Below are 17,018 nucleotides of genomic sequence, written 5' to 3'. Positions count from 1 at the left end.
GCCTTGGACAAGGCTACGAAGTTTCATTGCGCCGGCAGCTTATCACCGGGGTTGCGGGACCTGCAGAAACAATAAATCAGTAGGGGTAAGGGCAGGGTTCGCGTGCGAATCCGGTTCATGCGGACCAGCTAGAATCAGCGATCCGACTAACGGACGCGCCTGAGGTAAACGTAATAGGCGCCATCGCCGCCATGGCTGATATGTGCGGGTGTTACCTGCAGCACCGCTTGTGCAAGTGGCGGAATAGACAACCAGTGGGGCACCTGATTGCGCAATACCCCACGCGGCGTTGGAATGGGTCCCGGTTCGTCCCGGTCCTTGCCCTTGCCGGTGATGACAAGCACCAGCCGTTTGCGCTGTGCCTGTGCGGTCAGGATGAACCGAACCAATGCGGGATGGGCAGCGCTCATGCGCATCCCGTGCAGGTCCAGCTTGCCTTCGGGCTTGAGCTTGCCGCGTTTCATGCGACCAAAAGACTTGGTGTCCATCTGCACCGGATTTGCCCGCAAACCTTCGGTGATCGATGGCTTCAGGTTATTCCGTGACGGTTTGGTTGGCGCAGTCTGACCCAGTTCAAAGGCTTCGATCCGCGCCTTGGGCGTTTTGGTCGGTTTGGGCTTGGGCAAGGTAGTGGGGTGCACGGTCTGAGGCAGTTCGGGGTGCAAACGCTCAGCCTGTTTGGCGACCTTGCGCCACAAATCGATCTCATCCGCAGTCAGTTTGCGCCGGGTCATCAGAACTCATCCGGTAACAGGGCGTAGGCCCTCTGGATCGGCAACAGCACAACCATACGGCCGGGATCCTTCAAGCGACCGGCGGCCTGCCCGGCATCATCCCCTGTGCCAAAGAAAATGTCGGCACGTTGCGCACCCTTGATCGCCGATCCGGTGTCTTGTGCGATCATCAATCGGCGCAGCGGGTTTTTGCCATCCTTTTCTACCCAAACTGGCGCGCCCAAAGGTGTATAAGCCGGATCTGCCGCGATACTGCGCATCGTGGTCACTGAGCGGTTCATGGCGCCTAACGGTCCGAACTCGGGCGCGACACGCGTCACTTCACGGAAGAAAACATACGAAGGGTTGTGTAGTAACAGCTCAGCCCCGGCTTCAGGGTTTTTGCGTACCCAGGTCCGGATCATCTGAGCGCTGACCTGGTGCGCGCCCAGCGCACCCCGTCGGACCAGTTCCGCGCCGATCGAGCGATAGGGATGCCCATTCGCACCGCCATATCCAACCCGCAATGCACCGCCATCGGGCAGACGTATCCGGCCCGAGCCTTGAATTTGCAGAAAGAACAACTCAACAGGGTCATCGACCCACGCTATCTCAAGGCCCCGACCTGTCAGGGCGTCACCGGTCAGCAGGTCACGGCGGCTGAGCCACTTGCCCGCCTCTCGCGCCTCGGGCGGCATCCGGTAGACTGGATAGCGGTATTTGTCAGTTGGGGTTTTCGACCCATCCAGTTCAGGTTCAAAATATCCGGTGAACAGGGCGTCATCGCCGTCTTCGACCAGAACAGGACGAAAGAACAGCTCGAAAAAAGCCCGCGCCGCGCCAGGTTCATAACTCTGAGCCACGCCACACAGCGCCTGCCAATCAGGATCGTCCAGATCACCACAGGTGTTCAGAAAAACCGAAAGGGCCGCCCCGTGATCGTCGGCGGCCCAGCCATCGAGGTCATCGAATGACAGGATGGATCGCGTCGCCTCGGCTCCGGCGGCGCTGGCAGTGGTCATGACGACCCCCAGAAATAGCGACCGGAGCGCTGCAATCATGCGTCCGTGGCAACAAGCAGCCAGTTCGGATCGTCCGCGCCCATGACACGGGCAAAGGTCCAGCTGTCCTTTTGGCGTTTGACGGTGTTCGGGTTGCCTTCGACAATATCCCCGCCGCGATCGCGCACGACCGACGTCAGCTCACCGATAAAGCGCATGGTGATCTCGGCCTGATTGGTATCCTTATCGAAGGTCGCATCGACCAGAGTGGTTTCACGCACCCCGATGAATTCGGCTTCGATGGTCAGACCTTTGTCTTCGCGATCCGCAACAACCGATACAAAACTGTCGAATACTTCTTCGGACAGGAACGGCTGGATTTCGTCCAGATTGCCCTTTTCAAAGCCCATCACGATCATCTCATAGGCGCCGCGCGCGCCCTGTACAAATTCGCTGACAGAAAAACTGGGTTCGACCCGCTTCATTGCGGCCAAAGTTTGCGCCTGTTCACTGTCTTCGGCTACATGGTCGGTGATGTCGTGATCTGGCCCGCCTTCAATCACTTCGAAATCACGGCGCGCGCCATTGGTATCAGGCTGTTGCTGAAGGGGCGGTTTCTCAAAACCTTCGCGTGTACCCAACACGCTTTTCAAGCGCAGGATCAGGAAAATGGCAATTCCGGCCAGCACCAGAAGCTGGATCAGGGGTGAGTTCATTTCGTCCTCTTTTCAGAACCCGGGCTTTGTATACGCTGCCCTCTGCCACTATGTAGGTGACAGTCGGGGCCAAGTCCACAGCCCGGACCATGCTAAAGGATACCGCAAATGTACTTGTTCTTGGCTTTTTTATTGGTTCCGATCATCGAGATCGCCCTGTTTATCCAGGTTGGCGGTCTGATCGGGCTTTGGCCGACGCTTGCAATCGTGGTTCTGACCGCCGTTCTGGGCACGGTTCTGGTGCGGACACAAGGTCGCATGGCGCTGGCGAATTTGCAGCGATCCTTTGCCGAATTGGACGACCCAACCGAACCGCTGGCCCATGGGGCGATGATCTTGCTGTCTGGTGTTTTGCTGCTGACACCAGGGTTTTTCACCGATGCCATTGGTTTTGCGCTGCTTGTTCCCGGCATCCGGGTCGCAGTGTTCCGCTATCTCAAGTCCAAGGCGACCATCACGCATTTTCAAATGGGCACCGGCGCACAATTCAGGTCGGGGCCAAACCCGTTTGATCAGGACGATGTGATAGATGGCGAATTCACCGAGGTTCGCCCTCGCCAGAACTCCGGAAAGCCGTCGAAGTGGGTGGAAGGCCCGCACCAGCATTGAGCTATCCGGCCCAAATTGCTAAGCAGTGCCGAATTTCAATTCCGGAGAAGTTTCATGGCTGACGAAAGCCCTGCAGAAAACACCGCCGCACAGGCAGCCCCTCAGATCCAGATGCGCGTTCTGGGACAGTTCATTCGCGACATGTCCTTTGAAAACGTCATGGCGCAAAAAGGCGTCTCAGGCGACGTACAGCCCGAGATTTCAGTTCAGGTCAATCTGGACGCAAAGAAACGCACGACCGAGCACCAATATGAAGTCTCGATCAAGCTAAAACTGACATCCAAGGCCAAGGGCCTGGAAGACGTCCTGTTCCTGTGCGAAATCGACTATTGCGGCCTGTTCCACGTGGAAGGTGTGCCCGAAGATCAAATGCATCCGTTCCTGATGATCGAATGCCCGCGCATGCTGTTCCCGTTCCTGCGCCGCATCGTCAGCGACATCACACGCGACGGTGGCTACCCGCCGGTCAACCTGGATAACATTGATTTCGTGGCGCTCTATCGCAACGAACTGGCGCGCCGTCAGGCGGCCGCACAAGAGCAAAAAACCGACGCCTAAGGTTTTGGTCCGCGTCTGGTTCGGGTCAGGCGCGGGTCCACAGGGCGTTCTCGCCCAGCTTTTCAACAAATTTCTGATGTGCTGCGCGCTCATCCTCGGTGATCCGGGATGGCAGGGCATCGGGTCGCGCTGTCGGGCGCCATTCCTCACCACCGCCAGACGCTGCACTTGCCGACGTTGACAATCCAAAGTCGGGCTGACGGCCTCCGATCAGCTCCAGATACACTTCGGCCAGAATTTCCGAGTCAAGCAGCGCGCCGTGCAGCAGCCTGTTCGAATTGTCGATGCCAAACCGGCGGCACAATGCATCCAACGAAGCGGGTGATCCCGGAAACCGTTTGCGGGCAATGGCCAGCGTGTCGATTGCCTGATCCATCGGGATCAGCGACACCCCCATCCAGCCCAGTTCGGCGTTCAGAAACTTCATGTCGAACGAAGCGTTGTGGATCACCAGCTTGGCGTCACCCACGAATTCACGAAACCCTTGCCCAACCTTGGCAAAGACAGGTTTGTCCTTCAGCGTCACTTCGCCCTTTTCCGGCGGGCGCGGGTTTTCCAGCAGGTCGGGGCCGATGCCATGCACACCAAATGCCTCTTCCGGCATAGAACGCTCGGGGTTGATGTAGACGTGATAAGTTTCTCCTGTGGCAACGTGGTTCCACAGCTCAACCGCGCCGATCTCGACGATCCGGTCGCCGCTTTCGGGATCAAACCCTGTGGTCTCGGTATCGAGTACAATCTCACGCATCTGCCAACCCTGCCCGTATCTGCCTGACGATATCCTGCACCTGCGCGCGAGCATGGTCCAGAGTATCCGTGACAATCACGAAATCCGACCGCCCGCATTTCTCTTCGTTTGGCATTTGCTTGGAGCGAATCTGCTCAAACTGCGCCTCATTCATCGTGCCGCGCGCCATGACCCGTCTTTTTTGTTCTTCAGCAGAGATTGAAACACAAGCAACAGCATCCATCGCCGCATCACCACCGGTTTCAAACAACAGCGGAATGTCGAATACCAAGATATCGGCGGACGAGGTAGATCGAAATGAGGCGCGATCCGCCGCTACCAGAGGGTGTACGATTTTTTCAATTGTTTTTAGCGCGTTAGGATCATTCGCAATGATCTGCTTCAACGCATCCCGGCTGACCGCATCCTCGGCAATGGCGGTAGGAAACGTAATCCGCATGGGCTCAACCGCCGCACCGCCCTTTGCATAGAGCCGATGCACCGCAGCATCCGCATCCCAAAGCGCACAGCCTTCATCTGCAAACATCTGAGCGGTCGTGCTCTTGCCCATACCGATTGATCCGGTGAGCCCCAGCGCAAAACTCATGCCAAGGCCGCCGCGCGGGTTTCAGCGTCCACTTCGGGGCGAACACCGAACCAGCGTTCAAACCCGGGAACAGCTTGATGCAGCAACATTCCCAGCCCGTCGACCGTTGTACATCCAACCTCTTCCGCCTGTTTTAACAGATGCGTTTGAAGCGGCGCGTATACCAGATCGGTGACAACAGCGCCGGGTTGCAATCCATCCAGTGGAACGCGTAACTCTGGCTGCCCTTGCATACCCAAAGACGTGGTGTTCACGACTAGTTCTGCGTCTTCGATCACATTTCCCGCCTGCACCCAGTCAACGACCGTAATCCGTTGGCCGAACTCTTCCTTCAAATGATCCGCACGGGTGCGGGTGCGGTTGGTCAACAGGATTTCAGGCACTCCGGCTTCTGCCAGCGCTTGAAGCACCGCCCGCGCAGCACCGCCCGCACCAAATACAACCGCAGGCCCATCCTGCGGGTTCCAATCGGGCGCACCGCTGCGAAGATTGGCCATGAACCCGTAGCCATCCGTATTATCCGCGTGAATTGAACCATCCTCGCGGAATACAAGCGTATTTGCCGCCCCGATGACTGAGGCACGGTCCGAGACATGATCCGCCAACCGCAAAGCAGCCTCTTTATGCGGTACGGTCACGTTGGCCCCAACAAACCCAGCCTTGGGTAGTGTCCGCAGAACGGTTTCCAGATCGGCCGGGGCGACATCCATTGGGATGTAGTGCCCCACCAATCCATAGGTTTTCAGCCAATGCCCGTGCAGTTTTGGCGAGCGGGAATGTGCAATGGGTTGCCCAATCACGCCGGCCAGAGGAACGCGATGCTCCGTCATTGATCGATCACTCCCTTCACGGCCAGAAAATTGAGCAGTTCTAACAGGGGCATACCCAAGACGTTAAAGTAGTCGCCGTCAATGGTGGCAAACAGGCGCACGCCTTCTTCTTCCAGTTTATAAGCCCCCACTGCGTGCCGAATACTGTCCCAGTTCCGCGCCACGTAATCACGTAAATAAGCATCCGAGCTGGCCCGCATCCGCAAACGCACCTGACCGACTTGCCGCCAGATGGGCTCACCATCCTGATAGATCACCGCCGCCGACAGCAACATATGTCGCTTGCCGCGCATTGCTTTAAGCTGCGCCAGTGCTTCTTCCGGCGTTTCCGGCTTCGACAGCATCTGACCTTCGAAATCCAGAACCTGATCGCAACCCAGAACCATAGTGCCGGGCACTTTGTCACTGATCTTACGTGCTTTCATTTCGGCAAGCGCATCGGCAACATCACGGGGCGAAGCTCCCTCAGCCATCAGGGCGCGTTTGGCTGTGTCTTCATCCACCCGCGCGATCTGAACCGAAAACGGGACGCCTGCGTTTCTGAGCAACTGCGCGCGGATCACGGACCCTGAGGCAAGGACTATGGGGACAGTCATGTGGAAAACCCCGTGTGCAAATCAATGAGTAGTCTCGAATGGTTTGTATGGCTTTCCGGTTGACACGCAACCCCGGGAATTTGGCGTAAGACTTCCCCGAGTCGCCCGGATCCTGTCCAGACGGGACAAGGATAAGTTGGAATACTCGGATAAGCATCCCGTCCCGGATTGTTCCAATGGTTATCCACAATTCAGCCCGATCTTTTATCTCATAATTTATTGTTATTAATAATTTTTTTTCTTGATCAACAGATTCTGCGCCGATGTGCTTCACTTTTTCCACCTGGGGAAAAAGGCAGGACAAAAAAGTAATCCACCGAATTTGACCTCCCTACAAAACCATCATCCTTTTTCTTTCTTATTTTTTTTATTAGGAGGGTTTCAGGTAAGCCCGGAATACCCAATGACCGATATTCTTTTCGCAATATACCCTTGGGTGAAATCGCTGCACATCATGGCCGTGATTTCATGGATGGCTGGTTTATTCTATCTGCCCAGATTGTTCGTGTATCACGTTGAAAAGGCGCAAGCCGTAGAGGGTGCGCAACAGATTTTCTTTGAAATGGAAGAAAAGCTGCTGCGTGTGATCATGCGCCCCGCAATGGTCGTGGCCTGGGTTTGCGGGCTGATCATGGTGTTCACGCCTGGTATTGTCGGATGGGATTGGAGCTGGCCGTGGGTCAAAGGCGCAGCAGTGATCGGCATGACATGGTTTCACCATTGGCTTATGGCTCGGCGCAAGGACTTTGCTGAGGGGCGAAATAAGCTGACTGGGCGGCAGTACCGCATTATGAATGAGGTTCCGACCGTTTTAATGGTTGTTATCGTTCTAGCGGTCGTTGTGAAGTTCTGAGGGCCTGTTTGACTCTTCTTAGGTAAGCGCTTATCTAACGCGTAACGCGCCCGTCCGGGCGAGGTATCTTCCGTTCTGAAATTCCACTCTGGTGCCGCGATCCAAGCGGCCGAGGTTCGTATCATCATGACAACTGAATCCCTGAATCTGGCCGATCTGAAGGCCAAAAGCCCCAAAGACCTTCTGGCCATGGCCGAGGAGCTTGAGGTCGAAAACGCCTCAACCATGCGCAAGGGCGAGATGATGTTTCAGATTCTGCGCGAACGTGCGGATGAGGGCTGGACCATCGGTGGCGACGGCGTGCTGGAGGTTTTGCAAGACGGGTTCGGGTTTCTGCGTTCGCCCGAAGCGAACTATCTACCCGGACCGGATGACATTTACGTTTCGCCTGACATGATCCGCAAGCATTCGCTGCGCACTGGAGATACGGTTGAAGGTGAGATCAAAGCGCCTGACGAGAATGAACGTTACTTTGCGCTGACAAATGTCACCAAGATCAACTTTGAAAATCCGGACAAGGCCAAACACAAGATTCTGTTCGACAACCTGACGCCTCTGTATCCGGATGAGCGTCTGAAGATGGAAATCGAAGATCCGACCATCAAGGACAAGTCTGCTCGCGTGATCGATTTGGTTTCGCCGATTGGTAAAGGTCAGCGATCGCTGATCGTGGCGCCTCCGCGGACTGGTAAGACGGTGATCCTGCAGAACATCGCGCATTCCATCGAGCAGAACCACCCGGAATGTTATCTGATCGTCCTGCTGATCGACGAACGCCCGGAAGAGGTGACCGACATGCAACGCTCGGTGAAGGGTGAGGTTGTGTCTTCGACCTTTGATGAACCCGCGACTCGCCACGTGGCCGTGTCGGAAATGGTCATCGAAAAGGCCAAGCGCCTGGTCGAGCATAAACGAGATGTTGTTATTCTGCTCGATTCGATAACAAGACTTGGTAGGGCATTCAACACTGTGGTGCCATCTTCGGGTAAAGTTCTGACCGGTGGTGTGGATGCAAATGCTCTGCAACGGCCCAAGCGCTTCTTTGGTGCTGCGCGGAACATCGAAGAAGGTGGATCGCTGACCATCATCGCCACCGCCCTGATCGACACCGGCAGCCGGATGGACGAAGTGATCTTCGAAGAATTCAAAGGCACCGGTAACTCGGAAATCGTTCTGGATCGTAAGATCGCAGACAAACGCGTGTTCCCGGCAATCGACATCCTCAAATCCGGCACCCGGAAAGAGGATCTGCTGGTCGACAAGGGTGATCTGGCCAAGACATTCGTTCTGCGCCGCATCCTCAATCCGATGGGCACAACAGATGCAATCGAGTTCCTGTTGTCGAAGTTGAAACAAACCAAGACGAACGGCGAGTTCTTCGATTCAATGAACACCTGACAAGGTTCTGGCACTGACGCGGGGGCTATCAATGGATACGATATTCGCCCTGGCCAGCGCCCAGGGCAAAGCAGGCGTGGCTGTGATCAGGCTTTCTGGTCCGCAGGCATATGCCTCCGCCAATGAGTTGTCTGGCGGGGGCCTGCCAAGGCGTGGAATGACAGTACGAACACTCAGCGCGTCGGATGGATCGCGGTTGGATGAGGGCTTGGTTCTGACGTTTCAGGCCCCGTCCAGCTTTACCGGCGAAGACGTGGCCGAGCTTCAGATTCACGGAAGTATGGCGTCAGTCAACGCTGTGCTGACCTCTCTTTCGGATATGGACGATCTTCGGCTGGCCGAACCTGGTGAGTTCACGCGTCGTGCACTGGAAAACGGCAAGATGGATCTGGCGCAGGTCGAAGGCCTTGCTGATCTGATTGATGCAGAAACCGAAGCACAACGGAAACAAGCGCAGACGATTTTGGCTGGTGCTTTGGGCACATTAGCAGAAGGTTGGCGGCGTGATCTGATCCGCGCGGCCTCCTTGTTGGAAGCCGTGATTGATTTTGTTGATGAAGAGGTGCCGACAGATGTATCACCTGAGGTTCGGACGTTGATCTCTGGTGTGATGGCCGAATTGACCCAAGAAGCCAAAGGTGTTCGGATCGCCGAGCGCATTCGCACCGGCTTTGAGGTCGCCATAGTTGGTCTTCCGAACGCAGGAAAATCGACCTTGCTGAATGCGTTGGCAGGGCGGGAAGCCGCTATTACCTCGGAATATGCCGGGACAACCCGTGATGTGATTGAAGTTCGTATGGACTTGGACGGATTGCCTGTCACGCTGCTGGACACGGCCGGTTTGAGGCAAACCGATGATCACGTTGAAAACCTGGGAATTGAACTGGCGCGCAAACGGGCAGAGGCGGCCGATCTACGAGTATTTCTGTCGGATGAGCCTGATCAGCTAGGTGTACCGATGCAGGCAGATGACATTCATGTTCTGCCAAAATCTGACCTGCGTGAGCCCTTTTCCGGTGGTATATCGGGGAAAACCGGGCACGGGATTGACCAGTTGATAGACAACATATCGCGTGTACTGACTGTTCGAACAGCTAGCCATGGTATTGCAACGCGGGAACGTCACCGTATTGCGATGACTAAAGCATCGGACGCACTTGCGGCTGCGCGAGATGTTCTGGAATCAGGTCCGGACATGTATGATATAGCTGCTGAAGAGTTGAGAACGGCAATTCGGTCGCTTGAATCTTTGGTTGGCAGGATTGATGTCGAAACCCTTTTGGATGAAATCTTCGCAAGTTTCTGTCTGGGAAAATAGGGAGTGTTTCACGTGAAACATTCGAGATTTGATGTTGTAGTCATTGGCGCTGGACATGCCGGTACCGAAGCTGCCCATGCGGCAGCACGGATGGGTGCGAACACGGCGCTGGTTACTTTGTCCGAAAAGGACATTGGTGTCATGTCCTGCAATCCTGCGATCGGAGGGCTAGGGAAAGGTCATCTGGTCCGTGAAATCGATGCAATGGACGGGGTCATGGGTCGTGTGGCGGATCGTGCCGGCATTCAGTTTCGTCTATTGAACCGACGTAAAGGACCAGCTGTTCAAGGCCCAAGGGCGCAAGCGGACCGTGCGCTTTATCGGACCGCGATGAAGGAAGAAACGAAAAAACAAAACAATTTGTCGGTGATCACTGGGGAAGTGGTCGATTTCCTAATGGATGGTGACTACGTAATCGGTGTCAAACTAGCCGACGGTTCCGAGGTCCCAGCTCAGACAGTTGTTCTGACGTCGGGTACATTTCTGCGCGGTGTAATTCACATAGGAGACGTTACAAGGCCAGGTGGACGCATGGGGGATCGTCCATCGGTTAGGTTGGCTGAGCGCCTTGACGCTTTTGAATTACCGACGGCACGGCTGAAAACAGGTACGCCACCGAGGTTGGACGGACGAACCATAAATTGGGATATACTTGAACGACAGGATGGCGATGCAGAGCCAACACTGTTTTCATTCATGTCCCAAGCGGTGACGGCGCCGCAAATCGCCTGTGGAATAACTCATACCAATGCTCAGACGCACGGAATAATCGAGAAAAATCTATCGCGATCAGCAATGTATGGAGGTCATATTGATGGTGTTGGTCCCAGATATTGCCCTTCAATCGAAGACAAAATCGTCCGATTTGCGGAAAAAGAGTCACACCAGATATTTCTGGAACCAGAAGGCGTGCGGGATCATACGGTGTACCCAAACGGGATTTCAACGTCTTTGCCCGAAGATGTACAAGTCGATTATGTCCAATCCATCGTAGGATTGGAAAACGCGGTAATCCTACAACCCGGATACGCGATTGAATACGACTACGTTGACCCGCGCGTTCTATCTGCGTCTTTGTCTGTGCCCGATGTTCCTGGTCTATATCTTGCAGGACAGATCAATGGGACCACAGGATATGAGGAAGCGGCCGCGCAAGGCCTCGTTGCAGGTTTGAATGCAGCTCTGGAAACACAGGGGCGTGCGCCAATACATTTTACACGCTCAGACAGTTATATTGGCGTAATGATTGACGATTTGACAACACGAGGCGTTGCCGAGCCTTATCGGATGTTCACATCCCGTGCAGAGTTTCGCCTATCACTTCGCTCTGACAACGCAGATCAAAGACTGACCCCGATTGGCGAACAGCTGGGCTGTGTGGGTGAGCACCGCCGCAAGGTTTTTGCTGAGAAATCAGAAAAGCTTGTAAAAGCAAAGAATAAACTGACAGAGACCACATATACGCCAAAGCAAATTCGCGAGGCTGGTATCAGCGTAAATCAAGACGGAAACCGGCGCGATGGAATGGCGGTTCTTGCTTTTCCAGAAGTATCGTTTGAAGACATGGTTTTACTCGAACCCGATCTACAGAATACAGACGATGAAATTCGCCGTCAGGTCGAGCGCGATGCGTTGTATGCAAACTATATTGCGCGCCAACAACGGGATGTCGAAGCAATGAAGCGCGATGAGGCGCATGAGATTCCTCGGGATTTCAATTATTTTGCGCTTGATGGTCTGTCGAATGAAATGAAGCAAAAGCTATCGCAGGCGAAGCCTGCGAATATTGCGCAGGCGAGTCGGGTAGAAGGTGTCACGCCTGCGGCTTTAACTCTCGTCCTGGCGAAGCTCAGGCGCGATGTGAAAGCCAGAAAAGCATGAGTTATCAGAACGCCGTCTCTGCGGAGGCTCTGGATGTTTCACGTGAAACATTCGAACGCCTGGTGATCTATGTATCTCTGCTTGAAAAATGGAACCCAAAAATCAATCTGGTTTCAAGAAATAGTCTTGAAGAGATTTGGATCCGCCATATCAAGGATTCCATTCAAGTTTTTCAGAACGCAGATCGCGTAGATCATTGGGTGGATTTAGGCAGCGGAGGCGGCTTTCCAGGCATGGTTTGCGCCATCATGGCAATTGAATCTGCGCCTGAAACGCGTTTCACATTGGTCGAAAGCGACCAACGTAAATCCGCATTTCTTCGAAGTGTGACCAGAGAGAGTGGCGCCAATTGTTCCGTGATCTCTCGTCGAATTGAAGCCATTGATCCCTTGCATGCGGACGTGCTTTCAGCTCGGGCTCTGGCTGATCTGACCACTCTAATGTCATTTTGTGACAGGCATTTAAGTAAAAACGGTACAGCGTTGTTGCCAAAAGGCGCAACCTGGAAAAAAGAGCTGGAAGATGCGCGCAAAGAATGGAAATTCGAGGCTGAACCCATTAAGAGTTCAACAGAACCCCAAGCCGTTATCCTGAAAATCAAAGGAGTTGCACGTGGTTGATCTGTCTCGTCCTGCTGGGCCTCGGATTATCGCGGTTGCCAATCAAAAGGGCGGGGTCGGGAAAACCACTACAGCGATCAATCTGGCAGCCGGATTGGCCGAGGCCGGATGCAAGGTTCTTGTGGTCGATCTCGATCCTCAGGGAAATGCCTCTACGGGTCTAGGGGTCGAAGATCGCGACTGGACGACATATGATCTTCTTCTCGACGATGCACCATTGGAAGCTGTGGTGCAGGAGACCGAGATCGGTAATCTTTTTGTGGTTCCAGCGACCGTAGATCTCAGCTCAGCAGATATTGAGCTGATCTCGAATGAAAAGCGCAGTTATTTGCTGCATGACGCGCTTCGACAGACTGCAATTGATGCCTTCGATCTGGACTTTGTGCTGATTGATTGTCCGCCGTCCTTGAACCTGCTCACCGTAAACGCAATGGTAGCAGCGCATTCCGTCCTTGTTCCATTGCAAAGTGAGTTCTTTGCGCTGGAAGGCCTGTCACAATTGATGTTGACCATTCGCGAGGTTCGTCAGACCGCTAATCCTGACCTCAGAATCGAAGGTGTTGTGTTAACGATGTATGACAACCGCAACAACTTGTCCCGTCAGGTCGAAAAGGATGCGCGTGACAATCTGGGTGAGATGGTATTTAAAACCAAGATACCCAGAAATGTGCGGGTCAGCGAAGCACCATCTTACGCGCTTCCTGTGCTGCAATATGATTCGGGTTCGCTCGGGGCGATGGCGTACCGGTATCTCGCCCGAGAGGTTATGCACAAGAACAATAAGGTAGCCATTTAGGTGGCCGTGAGGAGGGCAACATGAATGCCAGGAAAGGAAAACCCCGAGGACTAGGTCGCGGGCTATCTGCGTTGATGGCTGATGTCGCACCAGAAGCTGACGGTCGGATTGTATCTGAACCCCGCCGTCCGGATCTCACGGTACCGATCGAAAAACTGCAGGCGAACCCAGATCAGCCGCGCCGCCGTTTCGCGCAAGAGCAATTGGATGAGCTTGCGGCCTCGGTCAAGGAAAAGGGTATTATCCAGCCGCTGATTGTCCGCAGCATCGATGGTGGCCAATACGAAATCGTTGCGGGTGAACGGCGCTGGCGTGCTGCGCAGATGGCGCAACTGCATGATATTCCAGTTATTGTTCGCGAATTTGATGACACCGAAGTGCTTGAGGTCGCGATTATCGAGAACATTCAGCGCGCAGATCTGAACGCGGTGGAAGAGGCGGCAGGCTTTAAGCAATTGATGGATCGCTTTGGTCACACGCAAGAAAAGCTGGCCGAAGCGCTTGGTAAAAGCAGAAGCCATATCGCCAATCTGCTGCGTCTTTTGTCACTGCCATTGGACGTACAATCCCTTGTAATAGAGGGAAAATTATCCGCTGGTCATGCAAGGGCGTTAATCACGGCAGAGAACCCATCGGAGCTGGCGAAACAGGTGGTTCGTGAGGGCCTTTCGGTGCGTGCGACCGAGGCATTAGTGAAAAAGCAGCAAGGTGGGACGGATAAGCCGGCTCCGAAATCCAGAAACCTGAATGCTGGGAAGGACGCAGACACCCGAGCGCTTGAAAAGGATTTGTCTGCGATTCTGGCGATGAAGGTGACGATCAACCATAAGGCCGGATCTGAATCCGGGCAGGTTGTGTTGGCTTATGAGAACCTGGATCAGTTGGATGATCTGTGCGCGAAGCTCAGCCGTTAGGTCGGGTCCAGATAAAGAGCATCACAGCGCTGAGCACAATGGCCTGAATGATCAGGACGTGAGAAGGAACCGACAGTAGAACCGATAAACCAAATACGGCGGCAACCGAAAGGGTGGCCGCCTTTTTTGCGCCGGGTCTGATCGCGCCAGAGCTTTGCCAATCGACGATCATAGGGCCAAAGGTTCGATGGCTCAGCAACCAGTTATGTAGCCGTGACGATGAGCGGGCAAAAAAGAACGCGGCCAACAGAAGAAATGGCACCGTCGGCAGCAGCGGCAGAGCGACTCCGATCATGGCAAGCGCAACGCATAACAACCCCAATCCGGCCCAGAGAAATTGCATCTGTTACTCCAACAGCTCTCGGATTACCGCATTGAGCACGGCGCGCCCGTTTGAAGTTGCGCGCAATTGATTGCGATCAAGGGTTAGCATGCCCAGATCGATCAGTGAATCAAGTTTGTCATGCGAAAGTTCTTCACCTGCAAGCCGAGTATATCTGTCTATATTAAGGCCCTCGACCAAACGCAGACACATCATAAGGTATTCTGAGGCTTGTTCACGTTGGCTAAGCTCGAACCGATTGCTTTCGCCGTGCCCGTTGGAGGCAGCCTTCAGCCATTTGTTTGGTGAAAGGTGAGTTTCTGTTGCGAATTTTTGGCCACCCTTTGTGATCCGCCCGTGCGCGCCGGGTCCAATACCGATGTAATCACCATAGCGCCAATAGATGAGGTTATGCCGTGATTCCGCTCCGGGCCGGGCATGGTTTGAAATCTCATAGGCAGGCAGCCCATGCGCTTCGCAGATTTCCTGCGTCGCCAGATACATATCCGCAGCGTTGTCATCCTCGGGCAAACCGCGCAGTTTGCCCAGGGCATAGCGATCACCAAAGGCTGTGCCTTCCTCAATGGTCAGTTGGTATAGCGACAGGTGATCAACTGCCATCGATAGGGCTTCGGTCAGCTCAGCACGCCAGGCGTCCAGAGTTTGATGCTGGCGGGCATAGATCAGATCAAAGCTCACACGGTCAAAGCAAGAGCGCGCGATATCGAAGGCAGCGCGAGCCTCGGCAACCGTGTGAATGCGCCCCAGACGACGCAGGTCATCGTCGTTCAAGGCCTGAACACCCATCGAGATGCGGTTCACGCCCGCATCATGATAGGCCGCGAACCGCCCGGCCTCGACCGAGCCTGGATTGGCCTCAAGCGTGATTTCCATTTCGTTGGCCGATCGCCAAAGGGCGCGGGCCTTGTCGATGATGGTGGCGACGGTCTCGGGGGCCATCAGTGATGGAGTTCCGCCGCCAAAGAAGATTGTGTTCAAAACCCGGTCAGGAGTTTCGATGGCCGAGCGGCTCAGTTCACTGAGATAACACTCAAGCCATTGTTTTTGATTAATATTCTTGGAAACGTGGCTGTTGAAATCGCAATAGGGGCACTTGGCCTCGCAAAAGGGCCAATGCACATAAAGGCCAAAGCCCCCGTTTCGCCAATCATCCGCCAAAGCAGCCTTTCACGAACATCTCCACCGCGCGCCCGCGATGGCTGATCTTGTTCTTTTCCCAGCGATCCATTTCGGCAAAGGTAATGACGTGCCCCTCAGGGACAAACATCGGGTCATAGCCGAACCCGTCCTTGCCACGGATCGGCCAAGTCAGGTGACCGGGCACGACGCCCTCGAACACTTCGTCATGCCCGTCGGGCCAGGCCAGAACCAGAGTGCAGCGAAATTGGGCCATACGCGGGTGGGGGGCGTTTTTCGCCTCTAGCTCATTATGGGCGCGAGTCATCGCCATCAGGAAATCGCGGCCATTGCCGGTTTCGGCCCAATCGGCGGTGTAAACACCGGGTGCGCCATCCAATGCATCGATGGTGATCCCGGAATCGTCCGACAAGGCAGGTAGGCCGGTCGCCTTTGCAGCTGCGTGGGCTTTGATCCGGGCGTTACCGACGAAAGTGTCCTCGGTCTCTTCCGGTTCTGGCAGGTTCATTTCGCCCGCGCCGACAACCGTTACGCCAAAGGGCTCAAGCAGATGCGCCATCTCCTCGAGCTTGCCTTTGTTGTGGGTGGCGACCAGCAGTCGATCACCTTCGAACCTGCGAGTCATGCGGTTGCAGCTTTCTGGGCAGCAGCAAGTTCACCCACGCCTTTCTCGGCCAGGTCCATCAGTTGATCCATTTGCGCGCGGCTGAAAACGGATCCTTCGGCGCTCATCTGCACTTCGATCAGCTTGCCCGAGCCGGTCATGATGAAATTGCCGTCAACGCCAGCTTCGCTATCTTCGGGATAGTCCAGATCTAGCACGGGCTGACCGGCATAAATTCCGCATGAAACGGCGGCAACAGGGTCTAATAAAGGGTCAGAGATCACATCGCCTGTTTTCATCAGCTTGTTCACGGCCAGACGCAGCGCCACCCAACCGCCAGTGATCGAGGCACAGCGGGTGCCGCCGTCGGCTTGAATGACATCGCAGTCAACAGTGATCTGCCGTTCTCCCAAGGCAACCCGGTCTACACCGGCGCGCAAGGCGCGGCCGATAAGGCGCTGGATTTCCACGGTGCGTCCGCCTTGCTTGCCGCTGGCAGCCTCGCGCCGCATCCGCGTATTGGTCGCACGGGGCAGCATGCCATATTCAGCGGTGACCCAGCCCAGGCCCGAGCCTTTGATGAACGGTGGCACGCGATCCTCGATTGTGGCGGTGCATAGCACATGGGTGTCGCCCATCTTGATCAGGCAAGAGCCTTCGGCATGTTTGGTGAACCCCGTTTCAATTGAAACGGCGCGCATTTCGTTTAGATCACGTCCTGAGGGTCGCATGAGAAATCCTTTATCTGCTGGGTTGGGGATACCGTCCTGCGGCGTTACGATGCAAGCCCGATTGAC

The 17,018-nt window shown here is 55.0% G+C and carries 20 protein-coding genes; 9 read left to right on the top strand and 11 right to left on the bottom strand.

Annotated features, from left to right (window positions below; genetic code table 11):
• Positions 1-146: 146 nt before the first annotated feature.
• From ACR0NE_RS20485 to ACR0NE_RS20475, 3 genes are read right to left on the bottom strand one after another with little or no spacing between them, the layout of a single operon-like run.
• Complete coding sequence (locus ACR0NE_RS20485; protein ID WP_170598476.1) at positions 147-734, bottom strand: Smr/MutS family protein; 588 nt, start codon at positions 732-734, stop codon at positions 147-149.
• Positions 734-1,774, bottom strand: coding sequence for a murein transglycosylase A (gene mltA / locus ACR0NE_RS20480; RefSeq protein ID WP_170598479.1), 1,041 nt, complete (start codon positions 1,772-1,774; stop codon positions 734-736). The genes ACR0NE_RS20485 and mltA overlap by 1 nt, the downstream gene beginning before the upstream one ends.
• Positions 1,771-2,430, bottom strand: coding sequence for a Tim44/TimA family putative adaptor protein (locus tag ACR0NE_RS20475; RefSeq protein WP_170399461.1), 660 nt, complete (start codon positions 2,428-2,430; stop codon positions 1,771-1,773). Before ACR0NE_RS20475 ends, mltA begins: the two co-directional genes overlap by 4 nt.
• A gap of 108 nt (positions 2,431-2,538) precedes the next feature.
• Here ACR0NE_RS20475 and ACR0NE_RS20470 point away from each other — a divergent pair, with 108 nt between their 5' ends.
• Together ACR0NE_RS20470 and secB are read left to right on the top strand one after the other, a co-directional pair.
• Positions 2,539-3,039, top strand: a complete 501-nt coding sequence (locus tag ACR0NE_RS20470; RefSeq protein ID WP_170399458.1) for an FxsA family protein — start codon at positions 2,539-2,541, stop codon at positions 3,037-3,039.
• Positions 3,040-3,093: 54 nt separating this feature from the next.
• On the top strand, positions 3,094-3,597 hold the full coding sequence (gene secB, locus ACR0NE_RS20465) for a protein-export chaperone SecB (protein ID WP_170399455.1): 504 nt from the start codon (positions 3,094-3,096) through the stop codon (positions 3,595-3,597).
• 25 nt (positions 3,598-3,622) lie between these two features.
• On the opposite strand, the gene dnaQ is transcribed toward secB, so the two are convergent.
• From dnaQ to ACR0NE_RS20445, 4 genes are read right to left on the bottom strand one after another with little or no spacing between them, the layout of a single operon-like run.
• Positions 3,623-4,345, bottom strand: coding sequence for a DNA polymerase III subunit epsilon (gene dnaQ, locus ACR0NE_RS20460; protein ID WP_170426353.1), 723 nt, complete (start codon positions 4,343-4,345; stop codon positions 3,623-3,625).
• Complete coding sequence (gene coaE / locus ACR0NE_RS20455) at positions 4,338-4,931, bottom strand: dephospho-CoA kinase (RefSeq protein ID WP_170598483.1); 594 nt, start codon at positions 4,929-4,931, stop codon at positions 4,338-4,340. Before coaE ends, dnaQ begins: the two co-directional genes overlap by 8 nt.
• Positions 4,928-5,761, bottom strand: a complete 834-nt coding sequence (locus ACR0NE_RS20450) for a shikimate dehydrogenase (protein ID WP_170515525.1) — start codon at positions 5,759-5,761, stop codon at positions 4,928-4,930. The genes coaE and ACR0NE_RS20450 overlap by 4 nt, the downstream gene beginning before the upstream one ends.
• Positions 5,758-6,357, bottom strand: coding sequence for a nucleoside triphosphate pyrophosphatase (locus tag ACR0NE_RS20445; RefSeq protein WP_170426348.1), 600 nt, complete (start codon positions 6,355-6,357; stop codon positions 5,758-5,760). The genes ACR0NE_RS20450 and ACR0NE_RS20445 overlap by 4 nt, the downstream gene beginning before the upstream one ends.
• Positions 6,358-6,760: 403 nt before the next feature.
• Between ACR0NE_RS20445 and hemJ the strand changes: the two genes are divergently transcribed.
• The 7 genes from hemJ (at position 6,761) to ACR0NE_RS20410 (ending at position 14,137) form a co-directional block, all read left to right on the top strand.
• The gene (gene hemJ, locus ACR0NE_RS20440) at positions 6,761-7,210 is read left to right on the top strand and encodes a protoporphyrinogen oxidase HemJ (protein WP_170598631.1); all 450 of its coding nucleotides are present in this window, start codon (positions 6,761-6,763) and stop codon (positions 7,208-7,210) included.
• 126 nt (positions 7,211-7,336) lie between these two features.
• The gene (rho, locus tag ACR0NE_RS20435) at positions 7,337-8,608 is read left to right on the top strand and encodes a transcription termination factor Rho (RefSeq protein WP_170399438.1); all 1,272 of its coding nucleotides are present in this window, start codon (positions 7,337-7,339) and stop codon (positions 8,606-8,608) included.
• Positions 8,609-8,639: 31 nt separating this feature from the next.
• Positions 8,640-9,926: a tRNA uridine-5-carboxymethylaminomethyl(34) synthesis GTPase MnmE gene (gene mnmE / locus ACR0NE_RS20430; protein ID WP_170598486.1), complete on the top strand. Its 1,287-nt coding sequence runs from the start codon at positions 8,640-8,642 to the stop codon at positions 9,924-9,926.
• Positions 9,927-9,938: 12 nt separating this feature from the next.
• Positions 9,939-11,807 (top strand): tRNA uridine-5-carboxymethylaminomethyl(34) synthesis enzyme MnmG, encoded by a 1,869-nt coding sequence (gene mnmG / locus ACR0NE_RS20425; RefSeq protein ID WP_170598489.1) that lies wholly within the window; start codon positions 9,939-9,941, stop codon positions 11,805-11,807.
• Complete coding sequence (rsmG, locus tag ACR0NE_RS20420; RefSeq protein ID WP_170408802.1) at positions 11,804-12,427, top strand: 16S rRNA (guanine(527)-N(7))-methyltransferase RsmG; 624 nt, start codon at positions 11,804-11,806, stop codon at positions 12,425-12,427. Before mnmG ends, rsmG begins: the two co-directional genes overlap by 4 nt.
• On the top strand, positions 12,420-13,223 hold the full coding sequence (locus ACR0NE_RS20415) for an AAA family ATPase (protein ID WP_170408801.1): 804 nt from the start codon (positions 12,420-12,422) through the stop codon (positions 13,221-13,223). Before rsmG ends, ACR0NE_RS20415 begins: the two co-directional genes overlap by 8 nt.
• Before the next feature lie 20 nt (positions 13,224-13,243).
• Complete coding sequence (locus ACR0NE_RS20410) at positions 13,244-14,137, top strand: ParB/RepB/Spo0J family partition protein (protein WP_170399423.1); 894 nt, start codon at positions 13,244-13,246, stop codon at positions 14,135-14,137.
• Here the strand turns inward: ACR0NE_RS20410 and ACR0NE_RS20405 are convergent.
• The 4 genes from ACR0NE_RS20405 to rph are packed head-to-tail and all read right to left on the bottom strand — an operon-like array spanning position 14,127 to position 16,952.
• Positions 14,127-14,480 (bottom strand): YbaN family protein, encoded by a 354-nt coding sequence (locus tag ACR0NE_RS20405; protein ID WP_170408799.1) that lies wholly within the window; start codon positions 14,478-14,480, stop codon positions 14,127-14,129. The two genes, ACR0NE_RS20410 and ACR0NE_RS20405, sit on opposite strands and share 11 nt — an antisense overlap.
• 3 nt (positions 14,481-14,483) lie before the next feature.
• On the bottom strand, positions 14,484-15,638 hold the full coding sequence (gene hemW, locus ACR0NE_RS20400) for a radical SAM family heme chaperone HemW (protein ID WP_170598493.1): 1,155 nt from the start codon (positions 15,636-15,638) through the stop codon (positions 14,484-14,486).
• Positions 15,628-16,242, bottom strand: a complete 615-nt coding sequence (gene rdgB / locus ACR0NE_RS20395; RefSeq protein ID WP_170598496.1) for an RdgB/HAM1 family non-canonical purine NTP pyrophosphatase — start codon at positions 16,240-16,242, stop codon at positions 15,628-15,630. The genes hemW and rdgB overlap by 11 nt, the downstream gene beginning before the upstream one ends.
• Positions 16,239-16,952, bottom strand: coding sequence for a ribonuclease PH (gene rph / locus ACR0NE_RS20390; RefSeq protein WP_170399411.1), 714 nt, complete (start codon positions 16,950-16,952; stop codon positions 16,239-16,241). Before rph ends, rdgB begins: the two co-directional genes overlap by 4 nt.
• Between the last annotated feature and the right edge of the window lie 66 nt (positions 16,953-17,018).

The organism is Ruegeria sp. C9, assembly GCF_056537585.1.
Note: the sequence above shows the minus strand (reverse complement) of the source record. Positions and strands in the feature narration are given on the sequence as shown.